This is a genomic window from Methylobacterium ajmalii, from assembly GCF_016613415.1.
Classification (GTDB): domain Bacteria; phylum Pseudomonadota; class Alphaproteobacteria; order Rhizobiales; family Beijerinckiaceae; genus Methylobacterium; species Methylobacterium ajmalii.
Genome location: NZ_JACWCT010000008.1, coordinates 1 through 19,435, shown reverse-complemented (window position 1 = coordinate 19,435; position 19,435 = coordinate 1). Strand labels below are relative to the sequence as shown.

Genomic DNA, 19,435 nt, shown 5'->3' with positions numbered 1-19,435 from the left:
CTCCCGATCGTGCGTTCAGCGTCCGAGGAAAATGGAGGCCAGTCGCTGGAACAGACCCTGCGGCGGAGGCGGCGGGGGCGGCGGGGGAGGTGCCGCTGACTGTTCCGGACGGTTTCCTGTCTAAGCGACGTTCGCCGCGAAGGGGTGCTGGGCGGTCTTGTACTGCTGCGTGACCTCGGCGGCGGTCGGCGTGCCCTTGATGGCGCGCTCGATCGACAGCTTGGTGGCCTCGTAGTTGTACTTCTCGATCTTGGCGTCGTCCGCGGCTTCCCAGTGGATGAACACGCCGACCAGGATGTACAGGTCGTCGGCCTCGTTCGCCGGGATGATGCCCTCGGCGACGCAATCCTGCACCGCCTTGGCGACGGCGTGCTGGGCGGGTCCGAACATCTGGACCGCCTGGCGGGCGTCGTTGATCGTGACCTTGTTGAACAGCAGGGTGTTCGGCTTGCACGGCAGGTTCGGCGCCACGACCGCGAGCAGGCTGGTGAAGCCGTGCTTGTTGTTGGTCAGGCTGTTGCAGAACGCCGTCTCGGCGGCGCTGCCGCGCGGGCCGATGATGAGGTCGATATGGGCCACCTCGTTGCCGTCGCCGACGAGGGCCTCGCCCACCATCACCTTATTGATCGTCGCCATGTGGGGCTTCTCCCAGGTGTCGATAAGGTTAGCCGGCCGCTAGGTCAGTGCGGCGCAGCACCGCCATCCTTGCTGTCGGCGTTCAGCGGGAGCCGAACCGGTTGTCTGGATGGCGGGCGGACCCTACAGCGCCGCTGGACTCCGAACAAGCCGGCCCGCCCGGTACCTTGGGCCATTTCCGTCCCGGCGACGGAAGGAAAGCCGTGTTGCGGTTAAGACTTATTGGCAGGTTGCGCCTGCTCGCGCCTGACAGTCGAGCTTGAGGTTCTGCAGCGCGTCGAGAAACAGGGTCGCGACGGTGAGGTCTGCACTCGTGCCGGGGTTGAGCCCGGCGGCCTTGAGGGCGGCATCGTGGGTGAGGAGTGCTGCCCGCGCGCCCTCCCCGAGGACGAGGCGGCCGAGGGCGGCCTCGGCCTCCGCCCGCATCGTCTCGGCCGCGGCGGCGCCGAACTTGCGCGCGACGTGGCTGTCGGGAAAGCCGGTCAGGAAGGCCAGGTGGACCGCCGTGGTGGTCCAGGGCTCGGCGAGGCCGCGGCCCCGCGCCGCCGCGAGGGCGGAGAGCCCGGTGCCGAACAGGTCCTCGAACCCGGTGACGTAGGCCCGCGCGATGCGGTCGCGCGCCGCCGCCTCGCCCATCGCGGCGAGCACCGGCGGCGGCGGACCCTCCGCCGTGACGTCGTGGCGCTCGGCCTTTCCGAGCCCGCCCGGGCTCGCGAGCCGGATCGCCGCGTAGATCCCGCTCGCATCCGCGTCGTCGAGCTCGGCCAGCACGGCCTCGAGCGCCGGGCGCAGGGGCCCGGGCCGCTCGGCCGCGCGCGCGAGAGGCGCGCAGAGGAGCACGATGCCGAGGTTGGTGTTCTGGCCCACGCCGGTCCGGGTGGCGGCGACCGCCGCCTCCGCCCGGGCGCCGACCCGCGCGCCGGGGGCCGCGACATGGGGCGCCGACAGCGCCGCGCTCGCCTCGAAATCCGCCACGCTCATCCGGTGGCCGGCGGCGTGGACGTGGACGTTGCCGGGCTTGATCGCCGCGAGCTCGGCCCGGCAGGCCGCCCGGTAGGCCTCGGCGATCGCGGCTGCGGCCAGACCCGGCGCCTGCGCGCTCACAGCGCCACGAGCCGCGGCGCTTGCCCGGTCCGCACCGCCGCCAGGAAGCCGGCGGCGACCTCCCGGGCGATGTCGACGCTCGTCACCTGCTGCAGCCCGGACCAGGCCGGCATGCTGTTGACCTCGAGCACCTGGAAGCCGCCCTCCCCGTCCTCGACGAGGTCGATTCCGGTATAGCCGCAGCCGACCGCGGCGGCGGCGGCCTCGGCGAGCTCCGCCGCCCGGGCCGGCGGGCGCCAGGGCAGCGGCCGGCCGCCCCGGTGGACGTTGGTGATCCAGCCGTCGCCCTCGCGGATCATCCCGGCGACCGCCCGGCCGGCGCAGACGAAGACGCGGTAATCCTGCCAGGCGCCGTCGCGGCGGGCGACGTAGCGCTGGAGGTAGTACACCCGGCCGACCAGCTCCTCGGGCGGCAGCTCCTCGGGCCGGGTGATCAGCTGCAGGCCCTCCCCTTGCGAGCCGAACAGGGGCTTCAGCACCAGGGGCCGGCCGGGGGCGGCCTCCCGGGCCACCACCGCGGCCGCGGCATCGCGGCGCGAGAGCACGAAGGTCTCCGGCGTCGGGATGCGGTGGCGGGCGAGCAGCAGGCTCGTCATCGCCTTGTCGACCGAGCGTTCGATCGCCGAGGGCCCGTTCCACACCACGGTGCCGGCGGCGACCAGCGCGTGGAGCACGCCGAGCCGCATCGTGGTGGCCTCGAAGGTACCGCCCGCGATGGTGCGCAACAGCACCCCGTCCGGCAGGGCGCCGTCGAATCCCGGCACCCGCAGGGGCTCCGGGTACCCGGTCTCCACCGTGACGTCGGCGAGCGAGAACAGCACCGGCGTGGCGCCGAGAGCCGTCAGCGCGGCCAGCAGCCGGGCCTTGTGCCAGGCGCCGTTGTCGGCCGCGAGCCCGATCCGCATGATCCGATCCCCTCCGTTCCCGCCTCAGGCGAAGGAGCGCGCCACCAGCTCCGGCACCAGCCGGCCGGCCCGGTGGCTGTGGCCGGAGCGCAGCGAGGTCACCACCACCTCGGCCGGGCTGAACAGGTGCTTGTCGATGGCGTAGAAATCGCCGTTGAAGCGGGAGAAGATCTCGGCGAACGGCGCGCCGTGGTCGCGCGAGGTCGTGCTCGGCAGGGCCTCGGCGAGCCCCTTGGCGTCGGCATCGTCCGCCTCGACGAAGAGCTGGACCCGACCGCCGTAGATGATGGCGTCGTTGGTGCGGCCCATCGCCTGGATGAAGTCCGGGTGGGGCGGGCTCAGGGGGGCGGCGCCGATCCCGTCGACGATGGCGCCGAGATCGAACCCGACCGAATGCGCCTTGTGCAGCGCGACCTCGAGCACCCGGGCGACCACCTGGGTCGCGCCGGCGAGGCTCTGGGTCGGGGCGTACACGAAGGTGACGTCGGCGGGCTTCACGCCCGCCGCCTCGGCCACCTTGGCGGTGACGGAGGCCGGCGGCGGGCTGCCCGATTCGAGCACCAGGGCGATGCGCGCAGCGGAATCGCGGTATCCCAGCTCCTCGAACAGGGGCTCGACCGTCGCCGCGGCGCGGCCCGGGCCGGAGCCGAGGGCGAAGAAGCCAGAATCGCCCTCCTCGTCGGCGAGGCTCCAGCCGGCATACTGGCTGCCGAGGCAGGCGAGCACCGGATCGGTGCTGTGCACGGTCAGCGTGAAGGGCCAGGCCTCGAGGGGGCCGGCGGGGGCCACCGTCACGGTGCCGAGGCCGCCGAGGCAGATCTCGGCCATGCGCCGGCCGGCCTCGATCGAGCCGCGCGCGCCCGCACCGGCATCGATCAGCCGGGATCCGTCCGGCGCCCGCGTCACGGCGAGCCGCAGGCGCACCGCCTCGGCGGCCAGGGCCTCGACCAGGGGGGCGGCGAGCGCGTTGACGCTCGGGCGGGCGGCGGAGGCGGGGGTGGAACTCATCGGGTGGACTCCCTTGGGCCGGGCCGGGGCGGGTCTCCCCGAAGGCCGGTCGAATCGGTCGGGGTCTTCGCGGCCCCGTTGGTAAGGTGGGTGGCGCGGGAACCCCCTACCCCTCTCCCGTCCGGGAGCGGGGATCCTGCGCCGTGTCGCCAAGCATGAAGCCGCGGCCCGCGAAAGCCAACGCGGCGTCCGCTGGCCTTTTCTCCAACCGGGCCCGCAGCGCCGCCGACCGCACGGCGAGAGCGTGACGGGCTGCAGCGGCATCCGCACCCTCGGCCATCACGGTGCAGATTGGCGCCCCGGCCGCGACGCGGCTGCCGGCGGCGGGGCGGTCCATCGTCCAGCCGGGCCAGTCGAGGGCCGGCACGGCGGGGATGTCGGCTTCGGCATACAGGATCTCGGCCGCCGCCGCGCCTGCCGGGATCGGCAGCGCCTCGGGCAGCCGGCCCCGGCTCGCCGCGATGTGGGCGGCAAGCAGCGGGACGGGCCCGCGGTCGAGGAGGTCGAGGGTGGCGCCGGGGCGTGGATTGACCTCGAGGAGCCACCACGCCGCGCCGTCGACCAGGAGATCGGCGCTGACGAGACCGCGCAGGCCCGTCGCAGCGACGAGGTCGGCGAGCGCCCGCTCGGCCGCCGCCCGGACGGAATCCGGCAAGGTGACGGGACCGGCGGCGCCGGCATAGCGGAAGGGCCGGTCGGTGCCCGGCGCCGTCCATTGCTCGGTCGCTCCCAGCACGGCGAGGCCGCGCCCGTCGGCCAGGGCCGCGAGCGCGTGGGGACGCCCGGCGACGCGGCGCTGGAGGTAGGTTCTCGCCGCGAGCCGCCCGGCCCGCGCCGCCCGGATATGGCCGCCGCCCGAGGCGCCGCGCCGTTTCGCCAGCCAGGCGCCCGGGTCCGGCACCGGTGCCAGGGCGATCTCCGGGTGCGGGATGGCGAGGCGCGCGCAGAGCGCCGCGAAGGATTCCGGGTCCTTGAGCGCCGCGACGGAATCCGGCGAGGCGCCGAGCAGGGGGTAGCGCTCCGCGAGCCGCCGCATCAGCCCGGGCGATCCCTCGAAGCCCGAGCCGAGGACGAGGCCGACCGGCCGGCCGGCCTCCGCCGCCAGGGCGGCGAGCGCGGCTTCCACGCCGCGTGCGCCCGGCCCGGCGCCGAGGCGGCCGGGCACGCGGCGATAGCCGGCCGCGAGGGCCCGGGTGTCGTCGTCGCCGAACAGGTCGGCCACGAAGGGGCGGTAGCCGGCCCGGCGCGCCGCGGCGGCGAGCGCCCGGCCGGATTGCGCCGCGATCAGGATCGCCGCGCCGGTCGCGCCCTCGAGGCCCATGCCGGTCAGGCTTGGCCGGTCAGCTCGACGGCGAGCCGGTAGGCATCGCGAAAATCGAGGACGAGGGGCTGGTCGGCCTGGAGCAGGCGGCGGAAGAGCCCGGCTTGGGTGCCGTACTTGACGTTGCCGATGGCGAGCGCGCCGATGCCCACGCCGCGCCCGCTCGGCAGCGGGACCGCATCGGCGTTGACGTCGATCCCCGCGATGCCGGCCGGCGGCACGGCGTTGACGTCGGCGGCCACGAGCAGGCGGCCGGCCTGGGTCAGGTCCTCGGCGCTCAGCACCTGCACGCCGGCGGCGGCCGCCGACAGGATCACCTCGGCGTCCCGGGCCGCCGCGAGGCGGCCGGCCTGGTCCGAGCCGTCGGCGGCCTCGACCGCGACGCCGAATCGGGTCCGGATGCTGTCGGCGATCGCCGCCACCCGCTCGCGGCCGTTATAGCCGACGAGGACCGGGCGGGCGCCCTCCTGGGCGGCGATGACCGCCGCGCAATAGGCCACCACCCCGGTGCCGCCGTAGATCGCCACGCGCTTGCCCGCGAGTCCCTCGTCGAACTTGTCGCGCAGGGCCTTGCGCACGCAGGCCACCATGGCGGCCCCGGTGGTGAAGGAGCCGGCCGGGTCGGCGAAGACGTGGTTGGCGAAGGGCGGCACGAAGGCGCTCGTCGCCGCGTCCACCATGTCGAGGGAGGCCTCGGCGTTCTTGCCGGCGATGAAGATCGCCGTGCGGGTGCCGTCCTGGGGGGCGCGCGAGAAGATCGAGTCCTGGACCAGCGGCACCACCTCGGCGAGCTCCACTGCGGTGTAGGTCGAGACGACCTCGAAGCCCGCATCCACCGCCATGTTCACGTCGAACGGGCTCATGTGCTTGAGCGGCGTCAGCATGTGCAGGATCGAGCGGGCCATGCGAACCTCCTGTCGGGCGCGGTGCGCGCGTGCGGACGCGACGGCGACCCGTGCTGCGGGGATGGGACGGGCGCCGCCCGCCTTCTAAGCCGCGCGGCCCCGCCTGTGTCTTGGACGATAGTGCTGTTGCGCCGGCTCAAACCCGGCCCCGGCGGGCAGTGTCCCGCAAAAATGCTTCCGAATTCCCTCTCATACCATCGGCCCAAGATGCTGACGCATCGGGCCGATGACCCATCTCGAATTTTCGACGCCAAGCCAAAGGCTTGACGAAAATCCGAGAGCGGAACCAAAGGTCGTTTTCAACGACCGTTGGTATCAGCCGATCTCGGCGCCGCGATTGCGGCCCCGGGCGATGCGGTAGGTCAGGTCCGGGTGGCGGGCGCGCAGGGTCGCGACCAGCGCCTCGGCCTGCGCCGCATCCGCCGCGAGGGCGAAGCCGGTCGGTCCCCAGGAACTCTGGCCGAAGCCCGCGACGCCCTGCGCCTCGACGGTGGCGAGCGCGGCCGCCACGGCCGCGCTGGCGTAGCGCCCACCCTGGTGGGGGGCGAAGTAGTCGCCGATCCGGCGCTGGATGTCCGTGATGCCGGCGCCGAAGCGCGGCAGGTCCCCGGTGACGGCGGCCGGCAGCACCTGCATCAGCACCGTGCGGCAGATCTCGGCCGCCTCCGGGGCCGGGAAGCGGGGCAGCTCGCGGAAGGCCCGGCGCTCCTCCGGGCCGTGGACGCCGGTGCGGCCGGCATCGAGCAGCAGCACCACCCGCCAGGCCTCCGGGAAGGCGAGCCGGGCGATGACCGGGGGCGGCGCGTCGGTGTCGTCGCGCCCGCCATCGACGATGAGGCCGCCGGTGACGAAGGCGGCGAGCCCGACGCCCGAGCGGTTGCCGCGGTCGAGGGCGTCCGCGAAGGCGGCCGGCGCGAAGGGGGCGCCGTGCAGCGCGGCGAGCGCGGCGGCGACCGAGAGGGCGAGCTGCGTGCCCGAACCGAAGCCCGCATGGGCGGGGATCGCCTCCGCGAGATGGAACGCCCCCGTTTCCGGCACGCCGAGGTGCCGGGCCGCCAGCGCCGCGTAGCCGCGCACCCGCTCGCATTCGGCGGCGAGGCCGGGGGCGTCGGCTCCGGTGACCCGGAGGGTGTCGGCCCGCGCGGCGGTGAGGTCGATGCCCGGCGCGTCGAGCCCGAGCCCGATGCTGCCGAAACGCCGGCCGAGCCCGCCATGCAGGTCGAGGAAGCCGAAATGCAGCCGCGCCGGGGCGCGCACCCGCACCTCCGCCCGCGCCGTCGCCGTCCCGTGCGCCAAACCGGCCTCGCTTCCTGCCCTGTCGCCCGGGCGATCACGCCGGGCCGTCCGTCCCGCCCGCGGGACTGTCCCACACCGCCGGTCGCCTGGGCAACTCTCGGGCTGGCCGTGCCGGTCGGATATGTCGACCGGATATCATGACGGGCGGATATCGTGCCCGGCGGATATTTTTTAGCGCCCGGCGCGGCGAGCCGGACTTTCGGGGGACTTGCCTCGCCGCCCTCCCGGATGCGACCGTCCGACCCGGAATCGTGGCGGCTCCGGGATCGGGCGATCCGCGGGGTCGCGAAGACGTGAGCGAGGGCGGATGACGGCCTGGATCGACGGGCGGGCGGTGGAGCGCGACGCGGCGGTCGCGGCGGCGGCGGAGCTGCTGGCGGGGGCGCGCAGCCCCCTCGTCGCCGGCCTCGTCGCCGAGGCGGCGGCCGTTCAGGTGGCCTACGACCTCGCCCGGACGCTCGGCGCCTCGGTCGATCCCGCCGCCAGCGCGGCGATCTACGCCGATCTCGGCGCCCTCGCCTCGGCCGGCGCCATGGCCACCACCCCGGCGGAGACGCGGGGCCGGGCCGATCTCGTCCTCGTCGTCGGCCGGGCGCCGTGGGCGTCGGGCCTCGCCCGCGACCTCTCGGCGGACGCACCCGTGCGCGGCCGGGCCGCGGGCCGACCGCGCACGCTCGTCGCGCTCGGCGGCACCGGCGACGGTGCGGTGCAGCACGTCGCCTATCCGGCGGGCGAGGCCGGGATCCCGGCGGCGCTCGGGCTGCTGCGCGGCCTCGTCGCCGGCCGGGTCGCCGGTCCCCATCCCCTCGCCGACCTCGCGGCGCGCCTGCGCGACGCCCTCTACGGCGTGGTGGTGTACGATCCGGCCGAGATCGGCGCCCTCGGGGCCGAGATGCTGACCGGCCTCGTCAAGGACCTCAACGAGACCACGCGCTGCTTCGCGCTCGCCCTCGGCGACCCCTACCAGGGCCGCACCGCCGTCCAGGTCTCCGCCTGGAGCACCGGCCAGGGGCCGCGGGTCGGATTCGGCCGCGGCCGGCCCGAGCACGATCCCTGGCGCTTCGACGCCGCGCGCCAGGTCGCCGCCGGCGAGGTCGACGCCGCGCTCTGGCTCGCCGCCCTGCCGGCCCCCCTGCCCGCCTGGGCCGGCACCCTGCCGACCGTGGCGCTCCTCGGGGCGCCGACCGGCGCCGAGGCCCGGGTGGTGATCGGCGTCGCCGTGCCGGGCGAGACCGAGGGCGCCGCCCTGTGGCATCCGGGCCGGGCGGTCATCGCCTGGCAGGAGGCGGGTGCGTCCGCCGCCGGTGCGCCGCCCAGCGCCGCCGCGACCCTCGCCGACCTCCATGCCCGCCTCGCCGCCGCGCCGCCGCGCCGGTCCGCGGCCACCTCGGAGCTTTCTGCCTCATGCTGACCCGCATCGCCGGCGGCCGGGTGGTCGATCCGACCGCCGGGCGCGACTCCGTCAGTGACGTCTGGATCGAGGATGGCCGCATCGTCGCCACCCCGGATCGCGGGCCCGACCGCACCATCGACGCCGCCGGCTGCATCGTCATGGCGGGCGGCGTCGAGGTCCATTCCCACATCGCCGGCGGCAACGTGGTGCTGGCGCGCCTGCTGCTGCCGGAACTCGGTGTCGCCGAGCCCGACGCGCCGAACCCGCACGGGTCGGGCCGCGACGTCGGCCTGCTCTACGCCCGGATGGGCTACACCACCGCGGTCGAGCCCGCGATGCCGCCGGTCAACGCGCTCGCCACCCAGCTCGAGCTCGCCGAGATCCCGCTCCTCGACCGGGGCGGGCTGTGCGTGATGGGCAACGACGACCAGCTGCTCCAGCTCCTGCGCGACCGCGAGAGCGCGGACGCGGTGCGCGACCTCGTGGCGCTGAACGTCGCGACCTCGCGGGCGCTCGGCGTCAAGGTGATCAATGCCGGCGGCGCCGACGCCTTCAAGGACGGGGCGGTCCGCTTCTCCCTCGACGACGAGGTGCCGGCCTACGGGCTGACCTCGCGACAGATCCTCGACGGGCTCCTCGACGCGGTCGAGGCGCTGAAGGTGCCCCACCCGCTCCACGTCCATTGCAGCAATCTCGGCCTGCCCGGGGCCGACGACAGCCTGATCGAGACGCTTGCAGCGGCGGAGGGCCGGCGCATCCACTTCGCCCACGCCCAGTTCTACGCCTACGCGGCGGTCGACAAGGACAACCCGCTGACCGGCGGCTTCCGGTCGGCGGCGCCGCGCATCGCCGAGGCGCTGGCCCGCCATCCCAACGCCACGCTCGATATCGGCCAGGTGGTGTTCGGCCAGACCGCCACGATCTCGCTCGACATCCTGCGCCAGTTCTCGGGCCGCAAGGCGGCGAGCCCGCGGAAGTGGATCGTCAACGCGGGCGACGCCGAGGGCGGCGGCATCGTGCCGTTCCGCTACCGCGACCGCGGCCCGACCTCGTCGCTGCAATTCGCCATCGGGCTCGAGATGATGCTTCTCTCGCCCGACCCGGAGCGCACCATCCTGACCACCGACCATCCGAATGGCGGGCCCTTCACCGCCTATCCGCGCATCCTCCACCTGCTGATGGACAAGGAGGCGCGCGACCGCGAGGTCGCCGCCCACCCGAAGGTCGCGGCCGAGCGCTCGGGCCTCGCGGCGATCGAGCGCGAATACACCCTCTCGGAGGTGGCGCAGCTCACCCGCTCTGGGCCGGCGAAGCTCCTGGGCCTCACCGATCGCGGCCACCTGCGCCCGGGCGCGCGGGCCGACGTTGCGGTCTACCGCGACCAGGCGGACCGGACCGCGATGTTCGCCCGCGCCCATCGGGTGATCAAGGACGGCACGGTGATCGTCGAGGACGGCGAGGTCGTCGCCTGGACCCGCGGCCGCACGCTCCAGCTCTCCGTCGAGGCCGATGCCGGCATGGCGCGGCGGACGGAGTCCTATCTCCAGGGCCGCTTCGGTGCCGGCCTGTCGAGCTTCACCGTTCCCGACGCGGCCTTCCCGGGCCGCCGGGCGGACGAGCCGGTTTTCGAGGCGGTGGCATGCCGGACCTGATCCTCAACGGCATCCGGGTCGAGGACACCTTCGCGGAGGCCTTCGACATGGCGGGCACCGCCCTGGTGCTCACCGCCGACACCGCCGAATGGGCGATGATCGCCGCCGTCACCATGACCGGGTTCGCCACCTCGGTGATCGGCTGCGGGGCGGAAGCGGGCATCGACACCGTCTTGTCGCCCGACGACACGCCCGACGGGCGCCCCGGGGTGCGGGTCCTGCTGTTCGGCTTCGATGCCGGCGGCCTCAAGGACCAGCTGCTGCGCCGGGTCGGGCAATGCGTGCTGACCTCGCCGGGCAGCGCGGTCTATGCCGGCATCGCCTGGGACGACCCCAACGCCGCCAAGGCGATCAAGCTCGGCGGGGCGATCCGCTACTTCGGCGACGGCTTCGCCACCGCCAAGCGCATCGACGGGCGCCGCTACTGGCGCACGCCGGTGATGGACGGCGAGTTCGTCTGCGAGCATTCGGTGCCGACGATCCAGGGCGCGGTCGGCGGCGGCAACCTGCTCTTCCTCGGCCGGCGCTTCCCCGACACCCTGCGGGTGGCCGAGATCGCGGTGGCGGCGGCCCGCACGATCCCGGACGCGATCCTGCCCTTCCCGGGCGGCGTGGTGCGCTCCGGCTCCAAGGTCGGCGCGCGCACCAAGGGCATGATGGCCTCGACCAACGACGCCTATTGCCCGACCCTGAAGGGCCGCGCCGGCTCGCTCCTGCCGCCGGAGGTCGACGTGGTGCTGGAGATCGTCATCGACGGACTCTCGGCCGGCGCCGTCTCGGCGGCGATGCGGGCGGCGCTCCACGCCTCCACGGCGGCCGGGGCCGATCTCGGCCTCGTCGCGGTCACGGCGGGCAATTACGGCGGCAATCTCGGCCGCCACCACTTCCACCTCCGGGACCTGCTCGGGGCCGCCGCATGACCACCCTCACCTTGCGCGCCGCACCCCCCGAGCGCCTCGACCTCGCCGGGCTCACCCCCGCTGCCCTCGCCGGCCTGTCGGACGGCGAGGCCGCGCGCCTGGCGGTCGGGACCAGCCGCCACGCCCTCGCCTTGGGCGACTGCTTCGCGATCACCCTCGACGGATCCGACGAGCTGCGGATCGTCGGCGCGACGGAGCGCCTCGATCGGATCGGCGCCGGCCTCGCGGCCGGGCGGATCGTGGTCGAGGGCGATGTCGGCCAGCGCCTCGGCGCCGGCATGACGGGGGGCACCATCACGGTCTCGGGCTCCGCCGGCCCCTTCGCCGGCACGGCAGCCAGGGGCGGCACGATCCGCATCGCGGGTGACGCCGCCGAGAGCGCCGGCGGCGCGATCCACGGCGCGCCCGCCGGGCTCGACGGCGCGACGCTGCTGATTGGCGGCCGCGCCGGCGACCGCCTCGGCGACCGGATGCGCGCCGGCTTGATCGTCGTGAGGGAGGCCGGGGACCACGCCGCGTCGCGGATGATTGCCGGCACGATCGTGGCGGAGGCGGTCGGCGACCATCCGGGCTACGGCATGCGCCGCGGCACCCTGGTGGCGGCCCGCCACGGCGCCCTTCTGCCGACCTTCGTCGAGACCGGACGGCAGGATCTCGTGGTGCTGCGCCTGCTGGCCAAGTCGATCGCCACACATGCACCCTGGGCGGCGGCGCTGCTGCGCGGCCCGATGCGCCGCTACGGCGGCGACCTCGCGACCCTGGGCAAGGGGGAATTGTTCACGCCGGTGGGCTGAACGAGCGGCGGAGCCGTCTCGTCCCCTGAACTCCGCCCTGAACTCCCGGTCCAACCCAGAAACCTCATCCCGAGGTGCCGCAGAGCGGCCTCGAAGGAGTGCCCCAGGAATCTTAATGGTCCCTGGTGCCCTCCATTCGAGGTCAGTCGATCGAAGACCGACTGACGCCTCGGGATGAGGTCGTGGGCGGGATTCGACTCATATCGCTACAACCGCGCCTGGATCTTCTTGGCGATCGCGCCGAGCCGCTGCTCCAGCAGGGTCGGCACCTCGCAGACATAGGTCAGCGACTGGCTGCGCTCCTGGAAGATGCGCTTGTCCCAGTTGAAGCGGGACTCGAGCTCGGTCAGCTCCTTGGTGTCGGGCACGTCCGGGGCGGTCTTGACCTCGCTGATCCGGCCGGCCTCGTCGCGGATGCGCTCGGCCATCACCTTCTGGCCGCGGGCGTAGCGGCCGATGCCGGCCACCACCTTGTCGCGCTCGCCGTTCAGCACCTCGAACACGCCGGCGAAGACGCGGGTCAGGCGGGTGTCCTTCTCGGCCTTGTCGAGCTTGCCCGCGAAGGCGTCGAGGAGGCCGTCGACCTCCTCGAGCGGCAGCCGGCGCGACGCGATCTTCTGCGCCAGCAGGGCCGCGTCGGTGTCGTTGCCCCACTCGGCGAGCGCCGGGGTCGGGTCGGGTCCGGTCCAGACCGCGCCGGGGCCCAGCGTCGAGACCTTGCGCTGGGCGCAGGGCCAGTCGGGATCGGCCTTAGGCTGGGCGAGCGCCGGGACGGCGGCGAGGACCAGGAGCGTGGCGAGGGTGGAGCGGAGCATCGTGGACATCTCTCTCAAGGGCGGTCAGCCCGCCTCCCCGGCCGGGCCGCCGCGCCGGGCGAGCAGCCCGCGGCCGGGATCGTAGGCGGCCACCGCCATGACGAAGAACGCGACGCCCGTCCCGACCACGACCGCGCAGGAGACCGGGTTGAAGGCGCCGTAGAGGGCGAAGCGCACGAGTTCGACCGCGTGGGTGAACGGGTTGATCTGGCAGATCCAGTACAGCGTCGCGCTCGATTCGTTGACGCGCCACAGCGGGTAGAGCGCCGAGGAGGCGAAGAACATCGGGAAGATCACGAAGTTCATCACGCTGGCGAAGTTCTCAAGCTGGCGCACCAGCGAGGACAGGAAGAGGCCGATCGCGCCGAGCATCAGGCCCGACGCCAGAAAGGCCGGCAGGGCGAGGAGGTAGCCGGACCAGGGGATGTCGGTCTCGAAGAAGCTCGCGATGGCGAGGAAGACGTAGGCCTGGATCAGCGAGACGATCACCCCGGCGATCAGCTTGGCCAGCAGCAGGCTCCAGCGCGGATACGGGCTGGTGAGCAGCACCCGCATCGAGCCGACCTCGCGGTCGTAGACCATCGACAGCGAGGATTGCATGCCGTTGAACAGCTGGATCATCACGGCGAGCCCCGGCACGACGTAGACCTCGTAGAGCACGTAGGTCTCGTAGGGCGGCGTGATCGACAGGCCCAGCGTGTTGCGAAAGCCGGCGGCGAAGATGAACAGCCAGACCAGCGGCCGCACCAGGGCCGAGAAGAATCGCTCCTTCTGGTTGAAGAAGCGCAGGAGCTCCCGACGAACGATGCCCATGAGCGCGATGAGGTAGCCGCCGGCATCGAGCCGGCCGCGCACCGGGGTGAGGCTCGTGCCCGCGCTCATGCGACACTCCCCATGCGACGCTCTTGCCTCATGCGACGCTCTTGCCTCATGCGACGCTCTTGCCTCATGCGACGCTCTTGCCTCATGCGACCCTCTTCCCGGCGTCGGGGCCGCGCTCGGCGGTCATCCGGCGGAACGCGGTCTCGAGGGAGCCGGCCGGCTCGCTCAGGCTGCCGGCGAGGCCCCGGGCGATGATGCGGCCGCGATGCAGCACCACCACCCTGTCGTCGGCCTCGATCTCGTCGAAGATGTGGGTGGCCCAGAGCACCGACAGCCCCTCCTCGCGCACCAGGGCGCGGACGATGGCGACGATGTCGGCGCGGGATTCGAGGTCGAGGCCGACGGTCGGCTCGTCGAGGAGCAGCAGGTCGGGCGAGTGGATCAGCGCCCGGGCGATCTCGATCCGCCGCGACTGGCCGCCCGACAGGGTGCGGATCTTGTCGTCGCGCCGCTCGACCAGGCCGATGCGGGACAGCAGCACCTCGATGCGGGACAGCGCCGCCTTGCGGGGGATGCCGTGGAGGGCGGCGTGGTAGAGCAGATTCTGGCGCACCGTCAGGTCGGTGTCGAGGGTGCGGGCCTGGAAGACCACGCCGAGGCGGGCGAGCGCCTGCGACGGCTCGCGATTCAGGTCGTGCCCGAGCAGCGCGACCTTTCCGGCCTGGCTGGCGTAGAGCCGGGTCACCACCGAGAACAGCGTGGTCTTGCCGGCGCCGTTCGGCCCGAGCAAAGCCACGAAGGCGGCCCGCGGCACCTCGAACGACACGGCGTCGAGGGCGGTGCGGGCGCCGAAGCGGTGGCTGACGCCCTCGACCGCCAGGGCCGGTCCGCTCATCGGCCGAGCGCCCGGCGGGCGTCGCGCACCGCGTCCAGGCACTCGTCGTATTCCTTCTCGCCGGGCTCCCGCTCGGCGACGCGCAATTCCTTCTTCAGGGTCTTGGCGACCGCCTCGGCCGGGGCCTTCGCCAGCTCGGCCTTGATCATCGCGATGCCGTCCCGGCACGACGCCGTGTCGTCGGCGCGGGCGGGCAAGGCCGTCAGCAGGAGCAGGGCGGCGAGGAGCGCGCGCATCCGGGGGTGTCCTCCTTGGTATTACGGTCGATGTAGGCCGGCGGTGGCGACCCGCCCACCCTCGATCATTTCACGATGAAGCGCCCGGTCATGCCCCGGCCTTCCAGCCCCTGGACCGACCACGGGAACTCGCCGGCCCGCACGGTGACGAATTCCACCGCGATCGTGCCCTGGTCGTCGAATTCGAGGTGGTGCGGCGGTCCCGCCATGTGCACTTCGAGGTGGTTGATGACGATCTGGTTCATCCACACGCCGCGGAAGAACTCGCTGGCGAAGAACTTGTATTCCTTCTGCCCCTTGGCGGTGATGCGCAGGCGGTAGGGCTTGCCCGCCTCCATCTCGATGTCCTTCACGGGCACCGCGTAGTCGTTGTCCTCGGCGCCGAGGAACAATTCGGGCAGGTCGGTGCGGCCCTTGGTGAGGTCGCCCGCGGAGGCGTGGGTGGCGAGGAGGCCGAAGGCCAGGGCGGCAGTGAGAAGGGCGCGCATGAAGAATCCGGGTGGGAGGTCAATCGCCACCCCTCCCCCTTGTGGGGAGGGGTGAGGGGGGTGGTGCCGGAGAAACCTCCGCGGTGCCTCCTGCACTACCCCCACGCGGGATCTATGATCCCCATGACCCCTCCCCACGAGTGGGAGGGGAAGATGCTTACTGCGGCGAGACCGCCACGCCCCAGGGCAGCAGCCCGACCGGGATGCTCTTCGTCACCTTCATCGCCTCGACGTCGATCACCGAGACGTCGTTCGAGGTGCCGTTGGTGGTGAACAAAAGCTTCTGGTCCGGCGTGAAGGCGAGCTGCCACACCCGCTGGCCGACCGGCAGGTACTTCTGGACCTCGTAGGTCTTGGCATCGACCACCGCGACCCGGTTGGCGGGCCCGAGCGCGATGAAGGCCTTGGTGCCGTCGCCGGTCAGGCGCACGCCGACCGGCTGGATCTGCTCGTCGGTGACGCCCGGGATCTTGAAGGTGATCTTCTTCACCACCTTGCGGGTCTCGACGTCGATGACCGAGACGGTGCCGCCGACCTCGGCCGAGACCCACAGCCACTTGCCGTCGCGGCTGAACTCGGCGAAGCGCGGGCGCGCGTCGACCAGCACGTTGTCGATCACCTGGAAGGTCTTGGTGTCGATGAAGTGGGCCATGTTGGTGGTCTCGGAGGTGTTGACCAGGATCGACCCGTCCGGGCTCAACCCCATCCCCTCCGGTTCGACGCCGACCGGCACCTCGGCCACCACCTTGTTCTTCTCGATGTCGAGGACCGTGACCTGGCTATCGTCCTCGTTGGCGACGTAGAGCGGGTTGCCCGAGGGGTGCGCGATGAACTGCTCCGGGTCGGGCCCCGAGCGCAGCGAGCGCACGATCTTGCCGGTCTTGGTGTCGAGCACGTCGATGCGGTCGTCGTCGCTGGCGCAGACGTAGAGCAGGCTCCCGTCCTTGCCGACCGTGATCCCCCGCGGCCGGCGCCCGACCGGCCAGGTCGCCGTGACCTTCAGGGTCTCGACGTCGATGACGCTGACCGAGTTGCCCTTCTCGTTGCTGACATAGACCGTGGTGGCCTGGGCGGGCGCGGCGAGGAGGGCGGCGGACAACGCCGCTGCGAGCGCCGCGGGGCGCGCCGATCCGATCCGGTGACGGCTCATTCGTCCTCCCTTCCGGCCGCGCTCGTCCCGCGCGGTCCGTCTCTTCGTGCTCTTCGGATCTTACCTGGCCTGCCGCGGGATCGCGGGCGAGGCCGACTTATGGCTGACGCGGGGGCGGGCGTGACCCATCACGATTTCGGCAGCTTGCACTGCGTCTCCGGCAGGTCGATGCCCAGCGTGTCGAGCGGCGTGCGCTGGTGCAGGTAGCCCTGCTCCGGCGCCACCGCCACGAGCGCCTGGGGCTGCACCAGCAGCATCGGCTGGCGCAGCTGGTGGTCCCAGGGGCGGAAGCTCAAGGCCACGCCCTTGTAGCCCGGCAGGCTGAAGCCCGGGTCGGCGATGGCGGCCGTGAGCGCCGCCGGGTCGGTGGTCTTCTTCTGGAAGGCGGCCTCGCCGACGGCGCGCACCGCCGCCCAGACCTGGTAGTCGAGGGGGCGCATCAGCCGGCCGGCGAGGCGGCGGAAGCGGTTCTGGGCCTGGGCGGCGCCCCAGACCTCGAGCGTCGGGTGCCAGGTTGTCGGCACCAGCCCCTGCGTGCCGACGACCGGGCGCGGATCGACGGTGTGGAACGGCACGTAATCGCCGAAATCGCCCGCCTCGTCGGCCACCACGGCGACGTCGTAGTCGAGACCGCGGGTGAAGACGAGGGCCTCGGACCGGGTCGGGGTGTCGCCCCGCGCCCGCGCCAGGGGGCCGAAGGTCCAGGGCCGTTCCGCCGTGATCTGGAGCCCGAACTTCTTGGCCGAGCGCTTCAGCGCCTCGGCCCAGAGCTTGTCGCCGTCCTGCGGGCCGGTGATCAGGAAGAGCTTGCGCCAGCGCATGAAGGCCAGGAACTGCGCCAGGGCGTCGGTCTGCATCGCCCGGCTCGGGGCGACGTGGAAGATGTCGGCCCGGCAATCGGCGCCGCGCAGGCGGTCGTCGGGGGCGCTGGCGTTGAACAGGACGACGCCCGACCCTTTGAGAGCGTCGGCCACCGCCAGCATCTCGTCGGCGGGCAGCGCCAGCACGATGAAGCGCAGGCCCTTGGCGGCGAGCTCGCGGGCGGCCTCTACCGGGCTCTGCGGCGGCGGCGCGCCCGGGGCGGCGGTGCCGAGCGCCACCGCGTCGAGGGCGTAGCTCTGGCCGACGAAGCGGCCGGTGGTGGTGTTGTCGCGGATGGCGAGGTTGGCGCCCGCCAGCCCCTCGTCCTCGGGCGCGGCCTGCGCGTCGTAGGACGACGGCGCCGGGGCCGGCCGGTAGATCAGGCCGATGCGGATCTCCGCCGCCTTCGGAGCCGCGGGCTGGGCCGTCGGCGGCGCGGGTGCCGGCGCCTGCATATCGGGCGCTTGCGCCTGGGCTGCGACGGCCCACGGTCCCGGCGCCGCCGTCAGGGCGACGAGGAGGCCGAGGGGGGCGAGGGCGCGCTTACGGAAGGAGACCATGCCGGGGCAGGCTAGCCCGGATCGTCGGGCGCCCTCAACGCCTGTTCGATGAGGAATTTCTGAGAAATTCTTCGCCCAAAGTCCGAAGGCCGGTGGCGCGAGGCCGCGTTGCGCCGGCCCGCATCGCCATGCGAGGGTCGCCCGATGCTGGTTCTGCGCGCCCTTTCCGCCCTGGCGATCCTGCCCGCCCTCGCGGCCCTGCCCGCCGGCTCGTCCGCCCAGGCGGCGTCGAGCCCCGCGGCGGTGTTCGCGATCGAGCTGGCCGAGCCCGGCGTGATCGGGCCGCGGCCGTTGAAGCCCGACGAGGCGCGGCGCCTGGCGCTCGCCACCGAGGCCCTGCGGCGCGAGGTCGCCGGGCGCGGGCTCGACCCCGTGGACCTGGCGCCCCAGGCCGCGGCGATCCGGCGCGACGCCCCGCTCTACAAGTGCGAGGGCTGCGCCGAAAAGATCGCCCAGGCGGCGGGGGCGGCTCTGGTCGTCTACGGCTACGTCCAGCGCAGCGCGCCCCAGGTGCTCAACATGAACATCACCATCACGGACGTGGCGAGCGGCAAGGTGCTGCGCGGCGGCCAGGTGGTGATCCAGGGCGACACCGACGAGACCTGGCTCCACGGCGTCCGCTCGCTGGTGAAGAACCGCCTGTTTGCCGAGCCGCTGCCGAACCGGTCCTGATCCCGTGCCCGACCCGTCTTCCTCCCGCGTCCGTCTCCTCGTCAGCGTCCGCGACGCCGCGGAGGCGGCGCTCGCCCGCGACGGCGGCGCCGACCTGATCGACGGCAAGGACCCGGAGCGCGGCGCCCTCGGGGCGCTCTCGGCCGAGACCGTGCGGGCGATCGTGGCGGTCTGCGGCGACCGGCTCACCAGCGCGGTGGCCGGCGAGCCGCGGGACGCCGCGGAGGCCTCCGCCTGCCTCGCGGCGCTCGCCGGCACGGGGGTCGGCTACCTCAAGATCGCCTGGGCGCCGGGGCGCGACGCGGCGGGCCTGCTTCTGCCCGCCGGCACGCCGGTGATCGCGGTGCTGTTCGCCGAGGACGGGCCGGACGGGGCCGACGTCCCGGGGCTCGCCCAGGCGGGTTTTTCCGGCGCGATGATCGACACGCGGGGCAAGGACGGGCGTCGCCTCACCGACCACCTGGCCCTGCCGCGGCTCGCCGGCTTCACGGCGGCGTGCCGGGCGCACGGCCTGCTCTCGGGCCTCGCCGGCTCGCTCCGGCTCGACGACATTCCCGATCTCGCGGCGTTGCGGCCGGGCTATCTCGGCTTCCGCGGCGGCCTGTGCGCGGCGGCGGACCGCACCGGGCGGCTCGATCCGGCGCGGATCGCCGAGGCGGCGCGGCGGCTCTCGGCGCCCCGCGTCGCGGCGGCCTGAGCCGGTGCCGCGGCAGGGTCCGGGGTTCCCGGGAGCCTTCACCGTCGTCAAGGTCGGCGGCAGCCTCGTGGCCGACCGCGACCGGCTGCGCCGGGTGCTCTCGTCGCTCGCCGACGGGGAGGACGGGCCGGTGGCGATCGTGCCGGGCGGCGGCGCGCTCGCCGACGCGGTGCGCACGACGCAAACGGCCCTCGGATTTTCCGGTTCTTCGTCATTCGGGGTTGATAGGGGCTCACAGTAGCCCCGCCTCCAAATCGGCCTCCAGGGTTGATAGCGGCATCCCGTAGTACCGCCAGGGGCCGTAG

The 19,435-nt window shown here is 73.5% G+C and carries 21 protein-coding genes; 7 read left to right on the top strand and 14 right to left on the bottom strand.

Annotation, left to right across the window (positions count from 1 at the left end):
• Positions 1 to 120 precede the first annotated feature (120 nt).
• From fae to HPY23_RS01600, 7 genes are all read right to left on the bottom strand, one after another.
• On the bottom strand, positions 121 to 636 hold the full coding sequence (gene fae / locus HPY23_RS01630) for a formaldehyde-activating enzyme (RefSeq protein WP_048436284.1): 516 nt from the start codon (positions 634 to 636) through the stop codon (positions 121 to 123).
• Between the two features lie 219 nt (positions 637 to 855).
• Complete coding sequence (locus HPY23_RS01625) at positions 856 to 1,740, bottom strand: triphosphoribosyl-dephospho-CoA synthase (RefSeq protein WP_091888016.1); 885 nt, start codon at positions 1,738 to 1,740, stop codon at positions 856 to 858.
• The gene (locus HPY23_RS01620) at positions 1,737 to 2,645 is read right to left on the bottom strand and encodes an ATP-grasp domain-containing protein (RefSeq protein WP_060847560.1); all 909 of its coding nucleotides are present in this window, start codon (positions 2,643 to 2,645) and stop codon (positions 1,737 to 1,739) included. Before HPY23_RS01620 ends, HPY23_RS01625 begins: the two co-directional genes overlap by 4 nt.
• A gap of 24 nt (positions 2,646 to 2,669) precedes the next feature.
• Entirely contained in the window at positions 2,670 to 3,653 is a 984-nt protein-coding gene (gene mch / locus HPY23_RS01615) for a methenyltetrahydromethanopterin cyclohydrolase (protein WP_091888018.1), read from the bottom strand.
• A gap of 106 nt (positions 3,654 to 3,759) precedes the next feature.
• Complete coding sequence (locus HPY23_RS01610; protein ID WP_091888020.1) at positions 3,760 to 4,974, bottom strand: ATP-grasp domain-containing protein; 1,215 nt, start codon at positions 4,972 to 4,974, stop codon at positions 3,760 to 3,762.
• Between the two features lie 5 nt (positions 4,975 to 4,979).
• Complete coding sequence (locus HPY23_RS01605; protein WP_091888022.1) at positions 4,980 to 5,879, bottom strand: NAD(P)-dependent methylenetetrahydromethanopterin dehydrogenase; 900 nt, start codon at positions 5,877 to 5,879, stop codon at positions 4,980 to 4,982.
• A 315-nt stretch (positions 5,880 to 6,194) separates the two neighbouring features.
• Positions 6,195 to 7,175, bottom strand: coding sequence for a beta-ribofuranosylaminobenzene 5'-phosphate synthase family protein (locus HPY23_RS01600; RefSeq protein WP_082742547.1), 981 nt, complete (start codon positions 7,173 to 7,175; stop codon positions 6,195 to 6,197).
• 307 nt (positions 7,176 to 7,482) lie between these two features.
• Between HPY23_RS01600 and HPY23_RS01595 the strand changes: the two genes are divergently transcribed.
• From HPY23_RS01595 to HPY23_RS01580, 4 genes are read left to right on the top strand one after another with little or no spacing between them, the layout of a single operon-like run.
• Positions 7,483 to 8,586: a molybdopterin-binding domain-containing protein gene (locus HPY23_RS01595; RefSeq protein ID WP_091888024.1), complete on the top strand. Its 1,104-nt coding sequence runs from the start codon at positions 7,483 to 7,485 to the stop codon at positions 8,584 to 8,586.
• Complete coding sequence (locus HPY23_RS01590) at positions 8,580 to 10,220, top strand: formylmethanofuran dehydrogenase subunit A (protein ID WP_091888026.1); 1,641 nt, start codon at positions 8,580 to 8,582, stop codon at positions 10,218 to 10,220. Before HPY23_RS01595 ends, HPY23_RS01590 begins: the two co-directional genes overlap by 7 nt.
• Positions 10,208 to 11,140, top strand: coding sequence for a formylmethanofuran--tetrahydromethanopterin N-formyltransferase (gene fhcD / locus HPY23_RS01585; RefSeq protein ID WP_091888029.1), 933 nt, complete (start codon positions 10,208 to 10,210; stop codon positions 11,138 to 11,140). The genes HPY23_RS01590 and fhcD overlap by 13 nt, the downstream gene beginning before the upstream one ends.
• Entirely contained in the window at positions 11,137 to 11,934 is a 798-nt protein-coding gene (locus HPY23_RS01580; protein WP_060847554.1) for a formylmethanofuran dehydrogenase subunit C, read from the top strand. The genes fhcD and HPY23_RS01580 overlap by 4 nt, the downstream gene beginning before the upstream one ends.
• Before the next feature lie 206 nt (positions 11,935 to 12,140).
• Here HPY23_RS01580 and HPY23_RS01575 read toward each other — a convergent pair whose 3' ends face one another.
• The 7 genes from HPY23_RS01575 to HPY23_RS01545 form a co-directional block, all read right to left on the bottom strand.
• Complete coding sequence (locus HPY23_RS01575) at positions 12,141 to 12,749, bottom strand: hypothetical protein (RefSeq protein ID WP_060849413.1); 609 nt, start codon at positions 12,747 to 12,749, stop codon at positions 12,141 to 12,143.
• 24 nt (positions 12,750 to 12,773) lie between these two features.
• Positions 12,774 to 13,631: an ABC transporter permease gene (locus HPY23_RS01570; RefSeq protein WP_091888031.1), complete on the bottom strand. Its 858-nt coding sequence runs from the start codon at positions 13,629 to 13,631 to the stop codon at positions 12,774 to 12,776.
• An 82-nt stretch (positions 13,632 to 13,713) separates the two neighbouring features.
• Positions 13,714 to 14,466, bottom strand: a complete 753-nt coding sequence (locus tag HPY23_RS01565; RefSeq protein WP_091888033.1) for an ABC transporter ATP-binding protein — start codon at positions 14,464 to 14,466, stop codon at positions 13,714 to 13,716.
• A complete protein-coding gene (locus HPY23_RS01560) occupies positions 14,463 to 14,702 on the bottom strand; it encodes a hypothetical protein (RefSeq protein WP_091888035.1) in 240 nt (79 codons plus the stop codon). The genes HPY23_RS01565 and HPY23_RS01560 overlap by 4 nt, the downstream gene beginning before the upstream one ends.
• A gap of 65 nt (positions 14,703 to 14,767) precedes the next feature.
• Positions 14,768 to 15,190 (bottom strand): cupredoxin domain-containing protein, encoded by a 423-nt coding sequence (locus HPY23_RS01555; protein ID WP_091888037.1) that lies wholly within the window; start codon positions 15,188 to 15,190, stop codon positions 14,768 to 14,770.
• Positions 15,191 to 15,347: 157 nt separating this feature from the next.
• Entirely contained in the window at positions 15,348 to 16,340 is a 993-nt protein-coding gene (locus HPY23_RS01550) for a YVTN family beta-propeller repeat protein (protein ID WP_060847549.1), read from the bottom strand.
• A gap of 128 nt (positions 16,341 to 16,468) precedes the next feature.
• Positions 16,469 to 17,761: an ABC transporter substrate-binding protein gene (locus tag HPY23_RS01545; RefSeq protein WP_091888039.1), complete on the bottom strand. Its 1,293-nt coding sequence runs from the start codon at positions 17,759 to 17,761 to the stop codon at positions 16,469 to 16,471.
• A gap of 144 nt (positions 17,762 to 17,905) precedes the next feature.
• Between HPY23_RS01545 and HPY23_RS01540 the strand changes: the two genes are divergently transcribed.
• From HPY23_RS01540 to HPY23_RS01530, 3 genes are read left to right on the top strand one after another with little or no spacing between them, the layout of a single operon-like run.
• Positions 17,906 to 18,433 (top strand): DUF3280 domain-containing protein, encoded by a 528-nt coding sequence (locus HPY23_RS01540; RefSeq protein ID WP_060847547.1) that lies wholly within the window; start codon positions 17,906 to 17,908, stop codon positions 18,431 to 18,433.
• Between the two features lie 4 nt (positions 18,434 to 18,437).
• Positions 18,438 to 19,130, top strand: a complete 693-nt coding sequence (locus HPY23_RS01535; RefSeq protein ID WP_091888041.1) for a (5-formylfuran-3-yl)methyl phosphate synthase — start codon at positions 18,438 to 18,440, stop codon at positions 19,128 to 19,130.
• 4 nt (positions 19,131 to 19,134) lie between these two features.
• A complete protein-coding gene (locus HPY23_RS01530; protein ID WP_200649544.1) occupies positions 19,135 to 19,371 on the top strand; it encodes an amino acid kinase family protein in 237 nt (78 codons plus the stop codon).
• Positions 19,372 to 19,435: the final 64 nt, after the last annotated feature.